Source organism: Rahnella sp. NRRL B-41462 (assembly GCF_003263525.1).
Taxonomy (GTDB): domain Bacteria; phylum Pseudomonadota; class Gammaproteobacteria; order Enterobacterales; family Enterobacteriaceae; genus Rahnella; species Rahnella aceris.
The window spans coordinates 1-17,735 of sequence record NZ_JYDF01000036.1 but is presented as its reverse complement, the minus strand read 5'-3'; the positions used below and the strand labels follow the sequence as shown (position 1 = coordinate 17,735).

Here is a 17,735-nt window from a genome sequence, read left to right as displayed (position 1 = left end):
CAGAGGCGCGAAAACGGTCTGTTTTTGCTGTATCAATGCATCTTTTGCAAAATAAGCTCAGCTATTCTTTGGAGCAGTTTCTCAGCCTGGTCACCCTCGATTTTGGCGTCAACCGGTAAATACCACCAGTCTGGCTGAGCAAAAGAACGACATTTTACTGCATCCTTTTCAGTCATCAGAAGGACCTGTCCTGGTGCCTTCACAGCTGACAGTTGTCCGGAGGTGTAAGCCTGATGATCCGAAAAAGCGACTTCCTTTTGTACATTTATCCCTAGCTGTTTCAACGTGGAAAAGAAACGCGGTGGATGCCCGATGCCAGCAATCGCAACCACATTTTTCAATGCAGAAGCATCACACTGTTCACCTGTGACCAAATTTATCGCTTTGCCAGGTTGCAAGAACATCGCTAACTCACCAGGACGGGCTGTGCCCCCATTGGTAATAACCGCATCCACTGAACGCAAACGAGATTCTCTTTCACGCATAGGTCCTGCAGGTAACCAGTGACCATTACCAAAACGGCGGACTCCGTCGATCACAACAATTTCGATATCACGCTGAAGTGCATAATGCTGTAATCCGTCATCCGTGATGATAACGTCTAACTCATTTCCATCAAGTAATGCTTTCACCGCATCAGAGCGAACCGGAGACACCGCAACCGGTGCCCCGGTTCTCTGAAATATTAGCACTGGCTCATCACCTGCCTGCGTGGTGGGCGTCGCCTCCGTCAGCAATAAGGGATAGTGCTCAGCCCTGCCACCATAACCGCGCGAAACGACTCCAACACGAAAACCATGCTGCTGGAGTGTTTCAACCAGCCAGATCACCACCGGCGTTTTACCATTACCTCCGGCAGTCAGATTTCCGACCACCACGACAGGCACCGAAGCCCGCCAGTTTTTTTTAAGCCCCGTTTTATAGCTGTAACGGATCAAAGTTGAAACTAACCCGTACAACCATGAAAGAGGCAGGAGTAACAGATATAGCGGTGATTTCCCTGACCAGATGCGCTCAATCATTGGCCAAACTGCATCCGGTACAGCTGTGAGTAAACACCACGCTCTTCGAGCAGGCTCGTATGTGAACCACGTTCCACCACGCAACCATCTTCAATGACCAGAATCTCATCGGCCTTTTCAATAGTGGATAAACGGTGTGCGATCACCAGGGATGTGCGGTTTTTCTGTAGTTCGTCGAGTGCAGCCTGAATAGCACGCTCAGATTCAGTATCAAGGGCAGATGTCGCTTCATCAAGGATCAGAACCGGCGAGTCACGCAGCAAGGCACGCGCAATTGCGATACGCTGACGCTGGCCACCAGAGAGCAGAACGCCATTTTCACCAATGACCGTATCCAGCCCTTGATCCATTTTGCTGATAAAGTCCATCGCGTAAGCCATCGTCGCCGCTTTTTCGATTTCTTCGCGGGAGTACATATCCGTACGGGCGTAAGCGATGTTATTGGCAATGGTATCATTGAACAGGTGGACGTTCTGAGAAACGAGTGCCACCTGATCACGTAATGACGACAGGGTATATTCCCGCAGATCATGACCATCCATCAGGATATTACCTTCCTGAATGTCATAGAAACGGGTCAGCAAATTCGCGATAGTCGATTTACCGGAACCTGAGCGGCCAACCAGTGCAACAGTTTTACCCTCCGGCAGGTTGAAGGAAATATCACGCAAAGCAGGAATATCGCGTCCCGGATAAGTGAAGGTCACGTTTTTGAATTCGACATTTCCGTTAACGCGTTTGACTTCCAGTTTCCCTTCGTCTTTTTCCTGTTCCATATCCAGGATTGAGAACAGCGTCTGACAAGCGGCCATACCGCGCTGGAACTGGGAGTTCACGTTAGTCAGGGACTTCAGCGGACGCATCAGGGCAATCATAGAAGAGAACACAACGGTGATAGTACCCGCGCTGAGCGTTTCCATCACGGACGGGAAGCTTGCCGCATACAACACGAATGCCAATGCCAGAGAGGCGATCAACTGAATAATCGGGTCTGAAATTGAAGAAGCGGAAACCATACGCATACCTTGCTGGCGCATACGGTTACTCACTTTATCAAAACGCGCGGTTTCAACTTTCTGGCCACCGAAGATCAACACTTCTTTATGACCTTTGAGCATCTGTTCCGCGCTGGTCGTCACCTGTCCCATGGTGTTTTGCATTGTTTTACTGATATTACGGAAGCGTTTAGACACCACACGGATAACAACAGAAACAATCGGCGCAATTACTAACAGGATTACAGAAAGCTGCCAGCTGTAATAGAACATCATGACAAACAGACCAATGATTGACGCACCTTCACGTACGACGGTCACGAGCGCACTGGATGATGAAGACGCCACCTGCTCGGAATCATAGGTGATACGGGAAAGTAAGGTACCGGTAGATTGCTGGTCAAAGAATGCTACGGGCATTCTCATCATGTGACCAAACAGACGACGACGCATATGCATCACCACTTTGCCCGAAACCCATGAAATGCAGTAACTCGAAATGTAGCCACTGACCCCACGCACAACCATCAGACCGATAACGACCAATGGCATCCAGAGTAGGATCGAGCGGTCAGCTTTACCAAAACCGTCATCCAACAGAGGCTTCAGCAAAGACAGCATGAAAGTATCACTGGCAGCGTTTGCGACCAGCGCAATAGCCGCAGCGATCAGCCCGGCTTTAAAAGGTGTGATCATCGGCCAAAGGCGACGAAATGTCTGCCATGTGGAGAGATCTTTATCGTTCATCATGCAATATCAACCAGCATCGAAAGAAATAGCGGTCTATTCTACTCATTATCTGTAGATACTCCAAACTGGCGGTGATACCAACGGGGGATTAATTGCTCACGTAAGCCTTTAATTGTCCAATAATCATCAAAAACGAAGAGGCTGAGTTGACCCGATTCAGACGTTGAATGCCAGTCATAGTGCGCTTTGTTGTATCTGCTAACAACTTTATGTGCCGGCAGATGCCATTTATTAAAACGGGATGCGGACGCCAGTGCGATAACCGGCTTAACTGCCCGCAAAAATGGAGGTGTCGATGACGTATTGCTGCCATGATGAGGAACCTGAAGTACAGTGGCTTGCAGTTCGCTCCGCCACTTCCTGACTAACGCTTTTTCTGTTTCAGTTTCAATATCTCCGGTCAGGAGCAAACTGAATGAACCGTCATCAATGCGGATAACGCAGCTGTCGTTATTCCCTGCATCCTCTGACATTTTATCCGGCCACAAAACGTTAAAATCCAGCCCCTGCCAGCGCCATTGCTCGCCTGCTATGCATTTCAGATGATGCTGATCCGACAAAGCACTTTCACGAACGCTGGCGGCAGGATAACGGTTTTGTAACGGGGCCAAACCGCCCCGGTGATCCATGTCATTATGACTGATAATTATCTGTTCCAGCTGAATATTCTTCCAATTTAAATAAGGGATAATATTTTGTTCAGCGGCTGAGCCCCCTTCCCAACGGTTGCCGGTATCATAAAGAATGCCCCGGCCGTTTTTGCTGATAAGAACAGACAAGCCATGTCCGATATCAAGCATATCAACCCGCCAGCGCTCCGATGGATTTCTGTTCAGCCAGACAGAAGAGATCGCAAAAAGCGACAGCAACAGTGAAAGGCAATATCTCAACGGGCAAATCCGCCAGCACAGAAGCACCAGCCATCCCATCAGGCTCACGGCCAGAAATGACTCACCCAATGGGATCCAACCGTCCGGTAATGCTTTTACCCCCCACAAAGCCAATCTCAATGTGGCATCCGCCAGTTGCCAAAGCAGAGCTTGTGCGTTATCCATCAATGCGCAGGGCGCGGCGTTCGTCAACAAGGCCAGTAATACCAGCGGGACTGTGATCAATGAAACAACCGGAACTGCCCACATATTGGCCGGAAACGAGAAGACGTTTACGCCGTGGAAAATCCAGACCTGTAAGGGCAACAGAAGAAGTGTCATTCCCACCTGCAGATGCCCCCAGCGAAACAATGCCCAATACCATGCCTGCTGAAACATTGCAGGAAGAGGCACCCACTGGAACCAGAAAACCAGAGCCCCCACCGCGAAGCATGACAACCAGAAGCTGTCGGACAATAAATTCATAGGGTCGACCAGCAGAAGCATAGCCACCACCCAAAGCCATATCTGGCACGGATGACAGCGGACACGGAACAGACGCAGCAGGATCCACATCAACACCGCAAACGCTGCACGCAGCGCAGGTGCATTACCTCCGGAAAGCCAGGTATAGAACAGCAGAAAAACGCCGCTCACGAATAACGGAAAGCGGTAGTCAATCAGTTTTACCGGCAGCAGATACTGCAATCCACGCGCCAGCCACCATCCAAATAACGCCGCAATTCCAATATGTAGGCCTGATATCGCCACCAGATGCGCGATGCCAGTCTGTTGTAACAGTAGCTTATCTGCAGCCTGTATTAATCCTTTTTCGCCAAAAGCCAGTGCAATCAGTACAGGCGTATTTTCCATCGGTGGCATCTTCTGCTGCAACCGCTGAATAAATTGCTGACGAAGCGAACTTCTGGCATCTAATAGCTGCCTGTTACGGACAGTTGCTGTCAGAGGTGCATGCTGAGCCAACGCCCAACGCTGGGCATCAAATCCGCCTTCATTCAGCAAGCTGTGGACGGGCCGCATACTGACGATCATATCCCAGCGCTGGCCCGCTAACAGTTCTCCCTCTGTCTTGTCCCATTTAGTGCGGAACATGACCGGCGGGAAAATTATTTTTCCTTCTGCTTTTTCTATTTTGAAGAGTACAGAAGATGTGCTGGTGCTCCCGAGATTAATACTCTCTACCACGGCGATAACATGACGCTTTGTGCCCTGAAGCGCTGAAATCTGATCGAGCTGAATACCGCCCTGAAACGAGGCCCAACTGAAACTCAGCAGGCCGATCGCTATCAGGCTGAATATTTTGTGATGAAATCTGAAGCAGCATGAGGCGCAAAGACACAGCGTGACCAGATGAATAGCCGAAGGAAGTTGGGAAAAAATAAGCAGTGGCAACATCCCTGCAATAACCGCTAAAGCAGCCTCGTCCAGTGAAATTTTGATGTTTTACTCCCTTCACGTTCATCAGACATGTTTTCGTGCCGGAGTATGATTTTCATGCAAAGAAGGAGCAACCAGGAAAGCAAAACGCTGCGTGACGTTACGCAAAAATTTTATGATCGCAACTGAAAGAGGGGGAACTTATTCGTCATAAAGCAAAAAAAACGGCACCCCGAGAGGTGCCGCTTTACGTTCGCTATAGGCAGACATTTACGTTCAGGCGAAAGCCTCAGCCGTAAATATTCGCGCGATCACGCAACTCTTTCCCTGGCTTAAAGTGAGGAACGTACTTGCCGTCCAGCTCGACTTTATCGCCAGTTTTAGGGTTGCGCCCAACACGCGGAGCACGGTAGTGAAGAGAAAAACTGCCAAACCCACGGATTTCGATGCGTTCACCATCAGCCAAGGTTGCAGCCATATGCTCAAGCATCTCTTTCACTGCATCCTCAACAGCTTTCGCCGGGATATGAGAGTGCTGGCCAGCAAGTCTTTCAATAAGTTCAGACTTGGTCATAGTACCTCCAAGCTTTGCAGCTAAACTACCGTTTCGGGGCGACTGAGCCGCCCCCCGTCATTACTCGCCTTTTGCCGCTTTGAACGCTTCAGCCATAGCACTAGAGAAGTTGCTTTCGTCTGGTTTGTTGTTAACAACAGCGATTGCATCTTTCTCGTCTGCTTCGTCCTTAGCACGGACGGACAGGCTTACTACGCGGTTCTTACGATCAACACCGGTGAATTTAGCTTCTACTTCATCACCAACGCTCAGAACCAGAGTTGCGTCTTCAATACGGTCGCGAGAAGCTTCTGAAGCGCGCAGGTAACCTTCTACGCCGCCAGCTAATTCAACTGTAGCACCTTTGGCGTCAACTGCTGTAACTTTACCAGTAACAATAGTACCTTTCTTGTTAACAGACAGGTAGTTATTGAATGGATCTTCAGCCAGTTGCTTCACGCCCAGGGAGATACGTTCACGTTCTGCATCAACTTGCAGTACCACAGCTGCGATTTCGTCGCCTTTTTTGTATTCACGTACTGCTTCTTCGCCTGCAACGTTCCAGGAGATGTCAGACAGGTGAACCAGGCCGTCGATGCCGCCGTCCAGACCAATGAAGATACCGAAGTCAGTGATTGACTTGATTTTACCTTCAACGCGGTCGTTCTTGTTGTGGGTTTCTGCGAATTGCTGCCATGGGTTGTTTTTGCATTGTTTCAGGCCCAGGGAGATACGACGACGTTCTTCGTCGATATCCAGAACCATAACTTCAACAACATCGCCCACGTTAACAACTTTAGATGGGTGGATGTTTTTGTTAGTCCAATCCATTTCAGAAACGTGAACCAGACCTTCAACGCCTTCTTCGATTTCTACGAAGCAGCCGTAATCAGTCAGGTTGGTAACGCGACCAGTCAGTTTAGTACCTTCTGGGTAACGTTTAGCGATAGCGACCCAAGGATCTTCGCCCAGTTGTTTCAGACCCAGTGATACACGGGTACGCTCACGGTCAAATTTAAGAACTTTAACAGTGATTTCATCGCCAACATTAACGATTTCGCTTGGGTGTTTAACACGTTTCCAAGCCATGTCAGTGATGTGCAGCAGGCCGTCAACGCCGCCCAGATCAACGAATGCACCGTAGTCAGTGAGGTTCTTAACGATACCTTTAACTTCCATGCCTTCCTGCAGGTTTTCCAGCAGTTGATCGCGCTCTGCGCTGTTCTCAGACTCAATTACTGCACGACGGGAAACAACAACGTTGTTGCGTTTCTGGTCCAGTTTGATGACTTTGAACTCAAGATCTTTGCCTTCGAGATGCAGCGTGTCGCGAACAGGACGAACGTCTACCAGTGAGCCTGGCAGGAACGCACGAATACCGTTCAGCTCAACAGTGAAACCGCCTTTAACTTTACCGTTGATAACACCGGTAACAGTTGCAGATTCTTCGTAAGCTTTTTCCAGCGTGATCCAAGCTTCATGACGTTTAGCTTTTTCACGGGACAGCAGAGTTTCACCGAAGCCGTCTTCAACAGCGTCCAGCGCAACATCAACTTCGTCGCCAACCTGGATTTCCAGTTCGCCCTGTGCGTTTTTGAATTGTTCTGCCGGGATTGCAGACTCAGATTTCAGACCGGCGTCAACCAGTACGATATCTTTGTCGATAGACACAACAACACCACGAACGATGGAACCAGGACGGGTTTCGATTGTTTTTAAGGATTCTTCAAAGAGTTGAGCAAAAGATTCAGTCATGTTGATAATCTTTAGGTTCTTAAGTTTAACGTCCATCTGGCTTCCTGCTGGATGGGGTTGTTTCAAATGCCCCGCTACAGATCCTTGCGGCGAGGTTAAAAAAAACTATAGCCAAAACTGGCACTGAATATTCTTCAGCACCAGAGTGAGGCTCGATTACCGGGTTTGTTTTTGCGGCAATCCTAGAATTTCTGTGGCATAAGCCAGTGCTTTTTCGATGACTTCGTCGATGGACATGCTGGTTGAATCCAGCAACAACGCATCAGAAGCAGCCACTAAAGGCGCGACGGGCCTGTTACGATCACGGTCATCGCGCTCTTTGATCTCGGCTAAAAGCCGTTCAAAGTTAACACTAAAGCCTTTTTCCTGCAACTGTAGCATTCTTCTGTTTGCACGTTCTTCCGAACTGGCATCCAGAAATATCTTCACCGGTGCATCAGGGAAAACCACCGTCCCCATGTCACGACCATCCGCAATCAGGCCCGGTGCATCACGGAATGCGCGCTGCCGGCGCAATAATGCTTCACGAACTCGGGGAAATGCCGCCGCCTGAGACGCAGTATTGCCTACCGTTTCGGTGCGGATTTCATGGGTAACATCCTCACCTTCTAAAATAACGTGCAACTGCCCATCCTGAGCCACAAAACGAACGTCGAGATGTGCGGCAAGCGGAACTAGCGCCTCTTCTGAGACAATATCAACCTGGTGATGCAAAGCCGCCAGCGCCAAAACGCGGTAAATCGCGCCGGAATCCAACAGATGCCAGTTAAAGGCTTCGGCCAACGCTTTACACAACGTACCTTTACCTGCACCACTTGGCCCATCAACGGTGATTACCGGGGCTAAAGCCGTCATTTTTGTCTCCTTTCGGTGGGGTATGCCCGCTTCATTAGCCTCACAGGACTAATTCAGGAGCGGCATTATACGCTGCCTTCACTGCAACTGTTACCCCACATTTTTCAGTTGGCTAAAAAGCGGACGGTTCTGAGCCTGAAAACAAAAAAACGGACATCAGGGATGTCCGTTCATACACGGGCAACCAAGTGAAAAACTATGCCAGTGTGCTGATTGCCGCCAGACGGTCAAAATAGTCCGGGAACGTTTTTGCGGTACACTTCGGATCAAGAATGGTCACCGGCGTATCGGATAACGCCACCAGCGAGAAACACATCGCCATGCGGTGATCATTATAGGTGCCAATTTCGGCAAATTTCAGCGATTGAGGCGGATCAATACGAATGTAATCTTCGCCCTCTTCCACTGTTGCACCGACTTTACGCAGCTCAGTCGCCATCGCCGTCAGGCGATCGGTCTCTTTAACACGCCAGTTGTAAATATTACGCAACGTTGTCGGGCCTTCAGCAAACAAGGCAGCGGTAGCAATGGTCATTGCTGCATCAGGAATATGGTTCATGTCCATGTCAATGCCGTTCAGTTCACCGCGGGTACATTCGATATAATCATCAGCCCAGTGAATAGTAGCACCCATTTTTTCCAGCACGTCTGCAAAACGAATATCGCCCTGCATGCTGTTTTTGCCGATTCCGGTCACACGAACCGTACCGCCCTTGATCGCCGCAGCGGCCAGGAAATAGGATGCTGAAGAGGCATCACCTTCGACCAGATATGCTCCCGGAGACACATAATGCTGACGTCCTTTGATGCTAAATCTCTGGTACTCGTGGTTTTCCACTTCAATACCAAAGGTTTTCATCAGGTTCAGCGTGATATCGATATAAGGTTTGGAAACCAGATCACCTTTAATCTGAATGGTTGTATCGTTATCTGCCAGCGGAGCTGTCATCAATAACGCTGTCAGAAACTGGCTGGAAACACTGCCATCAACACTGACGTCACCGCCACTAAATCCACCCTGCAGGCGCAAAGGCGGATAGTTTTCCTGCTCCAGATAATCAATCTGCGCACCGCCCTGACGAAGCGCATCAACCAGATGTCCGATCGGGCGCTCTTTCATGCGCGGCTCACCGGTCAGTACAACATCCTGTTCGCCCAGGCATAATGCTGCCGCCAGCGGACGCATTGCGGTTCCTGCATTCCCAAGAAACAGTTCCAGACCTTTAGCATTGGAAAAAGCCGTGCCCAGACCATCGATTTCACACTCGGTGCGGGATGCAGATAAACGATGCGTGACACCCAGTTGAGTCAGTGCTGTCAACATATGACGCACATCATCGCTGTCGAGCAGGTTAGTCAGGCGGGTAGTACCCTGTGCAAAAGCAGCCAGTAAAAGTGCGCGGTTAGAAACACTTTTTGAGCCAGGTAAATTGATGCTGCCGTTAACCAGCGCAACGGGTTGTAATGTCAGGGATTCCACTCTTTCTCCAATTCTTCTTTTCATAAAATGACCCCGGACATTGCGCCGGGGTCATTTTTAAGGCTTCTCAATGAAGCATTCTGCGAGCCTGAAAGCCAGCACACTTAACCGTGACGTTTTTCGAACTCCGCCATAAAGTCGGTCAGGGCTTTTACGCCTTCAATCGGCATTGCATTATAAATAGATGCGCGCATACCGCCAGCCACGCGGTGGCCTTTTAGTGCATGCAGACCGGCTTCCTGTGCCTGATCAAGGAACAGTTTATCCAGCGAGGCATCTGCCATCTGGAAAGGAACGTTCATCCACGAACGGTTAGCCGCCACCACAGGGTTACGATAGAAGCCGGTGCGATCGATTGCGCCATACAAAAGTTCGGCTTTTGCACGATTGCGCTTTTCCATTTCGCGCAGACCGCCCTGCTCTTTCAGCCACTTGAATACCATACCTGACAGATACCATGCAAAGGTCGGCGGGGTATTGAACATAGAGTCGTTCTCAGCCAGCACGGTATAATCGAGGATAGAAGGCAATTCAGTGCGCGCTTTGCCCAGCAGATCATCACGAACGATAACCAGGGTCAGACCCGCAGGACCGATATTTTTCTGCGCGCCAGCATAAATCACCCCAAAACGGCTGACGTCAATCGGGCGGGAAAGAATGCAGGATGAATAATCTGCTACCACGATTTTGTCGCCAAAATCAGGCATTTCATCAATAGCGATACCATCGATAGTTTCATTCGGGCAATAATGAACGTAGGCAGAATCTGCACTCAGTTTCCATTCGCTCATCGGCAGAATGCCACGCTTACCATCAATCGTAGTGGTGACATCAATCACGTTTGGCGTGCAATATTTTTGGGCTTCTTTAACTGCGCTGTGTGCCCAATAGCCACCATCAATATAATCAGCGGAGGATTTTTCACCCAAAAGGTTCATTGGCACAGCAGCAAATTGCGCACGGGCGCCGCCATGGCAGAACAGCACTTTATAGTTCGAGGGAATATTGAGCAGGTCACGGATATCCTTTTCGGATTCTTCAGCAACCTGGATAAATTCCTTACTACGGTGACTGATTTCCATCACCGATGTACCCAGTCCGTGCCAGTTACAAAGTTCCTGTTCCGCACGACGCAATACTTCAGCCGGGATCATTGCCGGACCTGCACTAAAATTATAAACCTGAGTCATTTCCCCTCACCACTTCTCTGAGACAGTCACATAGTAGTCACTAATTTAACGGTTTTATCATCCGAGACAAGCAGTCTGCAACGGTTATTGATGACGACCTGATAAACAGCGATGAGATGTTGATCACAAGGTTCATTCCTCCTTTTAACCCTGATTTTTCGGAATAATATGTGTAAGCACCGTCAAATTTCACACGGTATAACAGCGTGTTCAAACTCAAGCCTTTGACTTCACACAGCGATTACATTCTTAACACGAATACATGGAGCTAATGTGCAAAACCCCGTATCATTGCACGTTTTTAGCACGCTCAAAAGTGAACTCAATGACCCAAACTTTTATTCCTGGTAAAGACGCGGCGCTGGAAGACTCCATTTCCCGCTTCCAACAAAAACTCACCGATCTCGGCTTTAATATCGAAGAAGCTTCGTGGCTGAATCCGGTTCCCCACGTCTGGTCAGTGCACATTCGCGATCGCGACTGCCCGCTGTGCTTCACCAACGGTAAAGGCGCCAGCAAAAAAGCCGCACTGGCTTCTGCTTTGGGTGAATATTTTGAGCGCCTGTCGACTAACTATTTCTTCGCTGATTTCTATCTGGGCAAAGAAATCGCTAATGGCGATTTCGTTCATTATCCGAATGAGAAGTGGTTCCCGCTTCCGGAAGACGACAGTCTGCCCGCCGGGATCCTGGATGAGCGCCTGCACGCATTTTATGATGCCGATAAAGAACTGGTTGCCCGTGATCTGATCGACCTGCAATCAGGCAATCCTGATCGTGGTATCTGCGCTCTGCCATTTACCCGTCAGTCCGATCTGCAAACCGTCTATATTCCGATGAACATCATCGGCAACCTGTACGTTTCCAACGGGATGTCCGCGGGTAACACCGCCAATGAAGCGCGGGTTCAGGGGCTGTCAGAAGTCTTCGAGCGTTATGTCAAAAACCGCATCATTGCAGAATCCATCAGCCTGCCTGAAATCCCTGTTGAGGTTCTGGCACGCTATCCTGGAGTGGTTGAAGCCATTGCCAAACTGGAAGAAGAAGGTTTCCCTATTCTTTCTTATGACGCCTCGCTGGGCGGCAATTATCCGGTCATTTGCGTGGTTCTGTTCAACCCGGCGAACGGGACCTGTTTCGCGTCCTTTGGTGCACACCCTGATTTTGGCGTCGCACTGGAACGTACCGTGACGGAACTGTTGCAAGGCCGCAGTCTGAAAGACCTGGATGTCTTCACGGCGCCTACTTTTGACGACGAAGAAGTGGCTGAACACGCTAACCTTGAAACCCATTTCATCGACTCAAGCGGTCTGATTTCATGGGATATGTTCAAACAAGACGCAGACTATCCGTTTGCAGACTGGAGTTTCAGCGGTACCACTGAAGAAGAATTTGCGACACTGATGGCTATCTTTGATAAAGAAGATGCTGAAGTGTATATCGCCGATTACGAACATCTGGATGTATACGCCTGCCGCATTATCGTTCCGGGCATGTCTGACATTTATCCTGCCGAAGATTTATTGCTGGCGAATAACAGCATGGGCGCGCATTTGCGTGATCAACTGCTGGCGTTGCCGGGCAGCGATCTGCCAAAAGAAACCTATCTTGAGATGATCACTCAACTCGACGATGAAGGTCTGGATGACTTTACCCGCGTTCGCGAACTGCTGGGGATCGCCAGCGGCAAAGACAACGGCTGGTACACGCTGCGTGTCGGTGAGCTGAAATCTATGCTGGCTCTTGCCGGTGGTGATTTGGATCAGGCGCTGACCTGGGCTGAATGGGCGCATGAGTTCAATTCCTCGGTGTACAGCGATGAGCGCAACAACTATTACCGTTGCCTGCAAACCCTGCTCCAGTTGTCTCTGGAAGAAGATCGCGAGCCAGCCCAGTACTACAACGCTTTCGTGAAAATGTATGGTCAGAAAGCAGTTGAGGATGCTTCGGCGGCCATCAGTGGAGAAGTCCGTTTCCACAGTCTGTTTGCAGTCGACCCTGAGCTGAAGGCCTTGCCAGCCCATCAGGCGCTGCTTGGTGCATACGAAAAGCTGCAAGTCGCCAAACGTCGTCACTGGTCGAAAGCCTGATTCACTGACACTTTGAAGCGATTAAAACCGACGGGATTTCCTGTCGGTTTTTTTGTTTATAAATTCGCTATCAGTTCACTATAAATCCTAAGCTTCTGCTGCTGTATTTGTCCGCAAAAGTTTGACTCGACCATCAAAATGACGTGTAATTCCGCGCGAAATAATACCCGCTTGTCATTTTTGCGAGAAAAATATAGCAATTATTTTATAAGTTAATTGAAAGTGAAATTTATAAAATCAAAATAACGATATTTATTAACACTGAATCCTTTGTATTAACTGAAATCTGAAAATAAACGCTTGCTTTCTCAACTTTATTTGCAAAAATTAAAATCTTTTTATTCGTTTATTTTCAATTAATTACCCATAAAACCACCCCTTTGGCAGTCCATTAAAAACCACCAAAAACCCCCTCATATGATCCACGTCAATTTTTACGTTATACTGCTTTGCTAGTATCTCGTTGCGCAGTGCATAGCCCTGAATAAGAGAGTTAATGTGAAAGCTGACAACCCCTTCGATCTCATTTTACCCGCCGCGACAGCGAAAATTGCTGAAGATGCTGGCGTTTATAAAGCCACCAAACAGCCGTTAAAAACATTCTTTTTAGCCATTACTGCTGGCGTCTTTATTTCTATTGCTTTTGCTTTTTATATCACCGCCACTACAGGCACCGGTACCGTCCCTTATGGCCTTGCAAAACTGGTTGGAGGCATCTGCTTCTCTCTGGGTCTTATGCTGGTTGTCGTATGTGGTGCGGACCTGTTCACGTCCACTGTACTTATCGTCATTGCGAAAGCCAGCGGTCGAATCACCTGGGGGCAATTGGCGTGCAACTGGGTCAATGTCTATATTGGTAACCTGGTCGGCTGCTTATTCTTTGTGGCTCTGATTTGGTTCTCCGGTGAATACATGGTTGATAACGGTTTGTGGGGACTGAACGTTCTGCAAACTGCTGATCATAAAATGCATCACACATTTATCGAAGCCGTATGTCTGGGGATCCTCGCAAACCTGATGGTTTGCCTGGCGGTATGGATGAGTTACTCCGGCCGCAGTCTGATGGATAAAATGTTCGCTATGATTTTACCGGTCGGCATGTTTGTCGCCAGCGGCTTTGAACACAGCATTGCTAACATGTTCATGATCCCTTTAGGCATCGTAGTGAAAAATTTTGCGACACCAGAATTCTGGCAGGCTGTCGGGGCAACACCGGCACAATTCGCAGAGCTGAATATCCCTAACTTTATCATAGACAATCTCATCCCTGTGACCATCGGTAACATCATTGGGGGTGGTTTGCTGGTAGGGTTAACGTACTGGGTCATATATCTTCGCGATGAGAAACACCACTGAAACAATGTGGCAGTCTTGTTACGACAGTTTTACACGTGATTTTTAAAGAAATCCAAATTAGAAGGTAGGTGCAAAATGTCCAAGCTCAATGAAAAATTGACCAACGCATGGCAGGGTTTTAGTGCTGGTGAATGGCAGAATGGCGTAAACGTCCGTGACTTCATTCAGAAGAACTACACACCGTATGAAGGTGATGAGTCCTTCCTGGCTGGCGCTACCCAAGCGACAACCACCCTGTGGGATAAAGTAATGGATGGTATCAAACTGGAGAACCGTACTAAGGCTCCAGTAGATTTCGATACCGACGTTGCCTCTACCATCACCTCTCACGATGCCGGCTACATCAACAAATCATTGGAAACCATCGTTGGTCTGCAAACTGACGCGCCATTGAAACGTGCCCTGATCCCTTTCGGCGGCATCAAAATGGTGGAAGGTTCATGTAAAGTTTACGGTCGTGAACTGGATCCGGCACTGAAAAAAGTCTTCACTGATTACCGCAAAACCCACAACCAGGGTGTTTTCGATGTTTACACTAAAGACATCCTGAACTGCCGCAAATCTGGTGTGCTGACCGGTCTGCCAGATGCCTATGGTCGTGGCCGTATCATCGGTGACTACCGTCGCGTCGCGCTGTATGGTATCGACTTCCTGATGGCCGACAAATACACACAATTCCAGTCTCTGCAAGACGACCTGGAAAATGGCGTAAACCTGGAAATGACCATCCAGTTGCGTGAAGAAATCTCAGAACAACACCGTGCTCTGGGTCAGATTAAAGAAATGGCGGCTAAATATGGCTGCGATATCTCTGGTCCTGCAACAACTGCACAAGAAGCTGTTCAGTGGACTTACTTCGGTTACCTGGCTGCCGTTAAATCTCAGAACGGTGCTGCGATGTCCTTTGGCCGCGTCTCTACTTTCCTTGACGTGTACATCGAACGTGATATCAAAGCAGGCAAACTGAACGAAGAACAAGCTCAGGAACTGATTGACCATCTGGTTATGAAACTGCGTATGGTGCGTTTCCTGCGTACCCCTGAATATGATGAATTGTTCTCCGGTGACCCAATCTGGGCGACAGAATCCCTGGCAGGTATGGGTGTTGATGGTCGTACTCTGGTTACCAAAAACAGCTTCCGCTTCCTGAATACCCTGTACACCATGGGACCTTCACCAGAGCCAAATATGACCATTCTGTGGTCAGAAAAGCTGCCAATGAACTTCAAAAAGTACGCAGCGAAAGTGTCTATCGATACCTCATCTGTACAGTATGAGAACGATGATCTGATGCGTCCTGATTTCAACAACGATGACTATGCTATCGCTTGTTGTGTGAGCCCAATGGTTGTGGGTAAACAAATGCAGTTCTTCGGCGCTCGTGCAAACCTGGCGAAAACCATGTTGTACGCAATCAACGGCGGCGTTGATGAAAAAATGAAAATCCAGGTTGGTCCTAAAGAAGCACCAATGATGGATGAAGTGCTGACCTTTGATAAAGTCATGGATCGCATGGATCACTTCATGGACTGGTTGGCTAAACAGTACGTGACTGCGCTGAATATCATTCACTACATGCATGACAAATACAGCTACGAAGCATCGCTGATGGCTCTGCATGACCGCGATGTTTATCGCACCATGGCATGTGGTATCGCAGGTTTGTCTGTTGCTGCTGACTCCCTGTCTGCTATCAAATATGCAAAAGTTAGCACCATCCGTGACGAAGACGGCCTGGCTGTAGACTTCAAAATTGAAGGTGAGTATCCACAGTTCGGTAACAACGATTCTCGCGTAGATGACATCGCTTGTGACCTGGTAGAACGTTTCATGAAGAAAATTCAGAAACTGCGTACCTACCGTGGCGCTGTAGCAACTCAGTCTGTTCTGACCATCACCTCTAACGTGGTTTATGGTAAGAAAACAGGTAACACTCCAGATGGTCGTCGTGCTGGTGCTCCGTTTGGGCCGGGTGCTAACCCAATGCACGGTCGTGACCAGAAAGGTGCGGTTGCCTCTCTGACCTCCGTTGCTAAACTGCCGTTTGCTTACGCGAAAGATGGTATTTCTTATACCTTCTCTATCGTGCCAAATGCGCTGGGTAAAGACGATGATGTGCGTAAAGCCAACCTTGCGGGTCTGATGGATGGTTACTTCCACCACGAAGCGTCCATCGAAGGTGGTCAACACCTGAACGTGAACGTCATGAACCGTGAAATGCTGTTAGATGCGATGGAACATCCTGAAAACTATCCTCAGCTGACCATTCGTGTTTCTGGCTACGCAGTGCGTTTCAACTCACTGACTAAAGAACAGCAACAAGACGTTATTACCCGTACTTTCACCAAGTCCCTGTAATAATTCAACCTTGTAATCTGGTCTGATAAAAAAGGCTCCACAATGTGGAGCCTTTGTTTCATCCCTCCCTGCCCGCACTGTCTGTACGACAGTCTGTTTTGCCAGAGCGCTATACGTTGTGGACTTCTGGCAAAGCAGTACCGCCATTGCTGACAATCAACCTTATTGATTGTCTGGTATCATAAACCTGTGGTTTCCAGTTTATCTCTGCCAGGCCAGCATCCGCACATGTAGACTGCTATTTATTGGTCACTATGGAGAATAACCCGCAATGTCAGTTCAAGGTCGCATCCACTCATATGAATCCTGTGGCACCGTTGACGGCCCAGGTATCCGTTTCATTGTTTTCTTCCAGGGTTGCCTGATGCGTTGCATGTATTGCCACAACCGCGATACCTGGGATACACATGGCGGAAAAGAGATCAATGTTGATGATTTAATGAAAGAAGTCGTGACGTATCGTCACTTCATGAATGCTTCCGGCGGTGGTGTAACAGCCTCTGGTGGCGAAGCCATTCTTCAGGCAGAGTTTGTGCGTGACTGGTTCCGCGCCTGCCAGAAAGAAGGGATCAACACTTGCCTGGATACCAACGGTTTTGTCCGCCGTTATGATCCGGTGATCGACGAATTATTGGATGTCTCTGATCTGGTCATGCTTGATCTCAAGCAGATGAATGATGACATTCACCAGAATCTGGTGGGCGTGTCCAACCACCGCACTCTGGACTTTGCCCGCTATCTGGCAAAACGTAATCAGCGCACCTGGATCCGTTATGTCGTGGTGCCGGGCTGGTCTGATGATGATGACTCCGCGCATAAGCTGGGTGAGTTCACCAAAGATATGACTAACATCGAGAAGATCGAACTGCTGCCATACCATGAGTTGGGCAAACATAAATGGACGGCAATGGGTGAGAAATACGGTCTGGATGGCGTAAATCCGCCCACCAAAGAGATCATGGAAAGAGTGAAAAATATTCTTGCCAGTTACGGGCATAAAGTTATTTATTAACAGCCTGAGATGTTCATAAAAAAGACGCCAAATGGCGTAATGCCGGTCACTTA

Annotated in this window: 12 protein-coding genes; 4 read left to right on the top strand and 8 right to left on the bottom strand. The window is 48.8% G+C overall.

Going from position 1 to position 17,735, the window contains the following annotated elements; all coding sequences use genetic code 11:
* Positions 1–32: 32 nt before the first annotated feature.
* The 8 genes from lpxK to serC form a co-directional block, all read right to left on the bottom strand.
* Positions 33–1,022: a tetraacyldisaccharide 4'-kinase gene (gene lpxK / locus UC14_RS09895; protein WP_112197630.1), complete on the bottom strand. Its 990-nt coding sequence runs from the start codon at positions 1,020–1,022 to the stop codon at positions 33–35.
* A complete protein-coding gene (msbA, locus tag UC14_RS09890; protein WP_013574837.1) occupies positions 1,019–2,767 on the bottom strand; it encodes a lipid A ABC transporter ATP-binding protein/permease MsbA in 1,749 nt (582 codons plus the stop codon). Before msbA ends, lpxK begins: the two co-directional genes overlap by 4 nt.
* A gap of 38 nt (positions 2,768–2,805) precedes the next feature.
* A complete protein-coding gene (locus tag UC14_RS09885) occupies positions 2,806–5,085 on the bottom strand; it encodes a ComEC family protein (protein WP_225444904.1) in 2,280 nt (759 codons plus the stop codon).
* Between the two features lie 238 nt (positions 5,086–5,323).
* Positions 5,324–5,608 (bottom strand): integration host factor subunit beta, encoded by a 285-nt coding sequence (gene ihfB / locus UC14_RS09880; RefSeq protein WP_013574835.1) that lies wholly within the window; start codon positions 5,606–5,608, stop codon positions 5,324–5,326.
* Positions 5,609–5,668: 60 nt separating this feature from the next.
* Complete coding sequence (gene rpsA, locus UC14_RS09875) at positions 5,669–7,342, bottom strand: 30S ribosomal protein S1 (RefSeq protein ID WP_015689619.1); 1,674 nt, start codon at positions 7,340–7,342, stop codon at positions 5,669–5,671.
* A 156-nt stretch (positions 7,343–7,498) separates the two neighbouring features.
* A complete protein-coding gene (gene cmk, locus UC14_RS09870) occupies positions 7,499–8,197 on the bottom strand; it encodes a (d)CMP kinase (protein WP_013574833.1) in 699 nt (232 codons plus the stop codon).
* A 196-nt stretch (positions 8,198–8,393) separates the two neighbouring features.
* Complete coding sequence (gene aroA / locus UC14_RS09865; RefSeq protein ID WP_112151115.1) at positions 8,394–9,677, bottom strand: 3-phosphoshikimate 1-carboxyvinyltransferase; 1,284 nt, start codon at positions 9,675–9,677, stop codon at positions 8,394–8,396.
* A gap of 104 nt (positions 9,678–9,781) precedes the next feature.
* On the bottom strand, positions 9,782–10,867 hold the full coding sequence (gene serC / locus UC14_RS09860; protein WP_037036024.1) for a 3-phosphoserine/phosphohydroxythreonine transaminase: 1,086 nt from the start codon (positions 10,865–10,867) through the stop codon (positions 9,782–9,784).
* Between the two features lie 325 nt (positions 10,868–11,192).
* Between serC and ycaO the strand changes: the two genes are divergently transcribed.
* The 4 genes from ycaO (at position 11,193) to pflA (ending at position 17,682) form a co-directional block, all read left to right on the top strand.
* Complete coding sequence (gene ycaO, locus UC14_RS09855; RefSeq protein WP_112197640.1) at positions 11,193–12,956, top strand: 30S ribosomal protein S12 methylthiotransferase accessory factor YcaO; 1,764 nt, start codon at positions 11,193–11,195, stop codon at positions 12,954–12,956.
* 498 nt (positions 12,957–13,454) lie between these two features.
* Positions 13,455–14,312, top strand: a complete 858-nt coding sequence (gene focA, locus UC14_RS09850) for a formate transporter FocA (RefSeq protein ID WP_013574829.1) — start codon at positions 13,455–13,457, stop codon at positions 14,310–14,312.
* Positions 14,313–14,387: 75 nt separating this feature from the next.
* Positions 14,388–16,670 carry a formate C-acetyltransferase gene (gene pflB / locus UC14_RS09845; protein ID WP_112197628.1) on the top strand — a complete coding sequence of 761 codons (2,283 nt, stop codon included), beginning with the start codon at positions 14,388–14,390 and terminating at the stop codon, positions 16,668–16,670.
* Between the two features lie 271 nt (positions 16,671–16,941).
* Entirely contained in the window at positions 16,942–17,682 is a 741-nt protein-coding gene (gene pflA / locus UC14_RS09840; protein WP_015689580.1) for a pyruvate formate lyase 1-activating protein, read from the top strand.
* Positions 17,683–17,735 lie beyond the last annotated feature (53 nt).

What these genes read in the sequence shown, in the direction of transcription:
- lpxK (WP_112197630.1), bottom strand. Translation starts at nt 1,022, where the DNA reads ATGATTGAGCGCATCTGGTCAGGGAAATCACCGCTATATCTGTTACTC.
- msbA (WP_013574837.1), bottom strand. Translation starts at nt 2,767, where the DNA reads ATGATGAACGATAAAGATCTCTCCACATGGCAGACATTTCGTCGCCTT.
- ihfB (WP_013574835.1), bottom strand. Translation starts at nt 5,608, where the DNA reads ATGACCAAGTCTGAACTTATTGAAAGACTTGCTGGCCAGCACTCTCAT.
- rpsA (WP_015689619.1), bottom strand. Translation starts at nt 7,342, where the DNA reads ATGACTGAATCTTTTGCTCAACTCTTTGAAGAATCCTTAAAAACAATC.
- cmk (WP_013574833.1), bottom strand. Translation starts at nt 8,197, where the DNA reads ATGACGGCTTTAGCCCCGGTAATCACCGTTGATGGGCCAAGTGGTGCA.
- serC (WP_037036024.1), bottom strand. Translation starts at nt 10,867, where the DNA reads ATGACTCAGGTTTATAATTTTAGTGCAGGTCCGGCAATGATCCCGGCT.
- ycaO (WP_112197640.1), top strand. Translation starts at nt 11,193, where the DNA reads ATGACCCAAACTTTTATTCCTGGTAAAGACGCGGCGCTGGAAGACTCC.
- pflB (WP_112197628.1), top strand. Translation starts at nt 14,388, where the DNA reads ATGTCCAAGCTCAATGAAAAATTGACCAACGCATGGCAGGGTTTTAGT.
- pflA (WP_015689580.1), top strand. Translation starts at nt 16,942, where the DNA reads ATGTCAGTTCAAGGTCGCATCCACTCATATGAATCCTGTGGCACCGTT.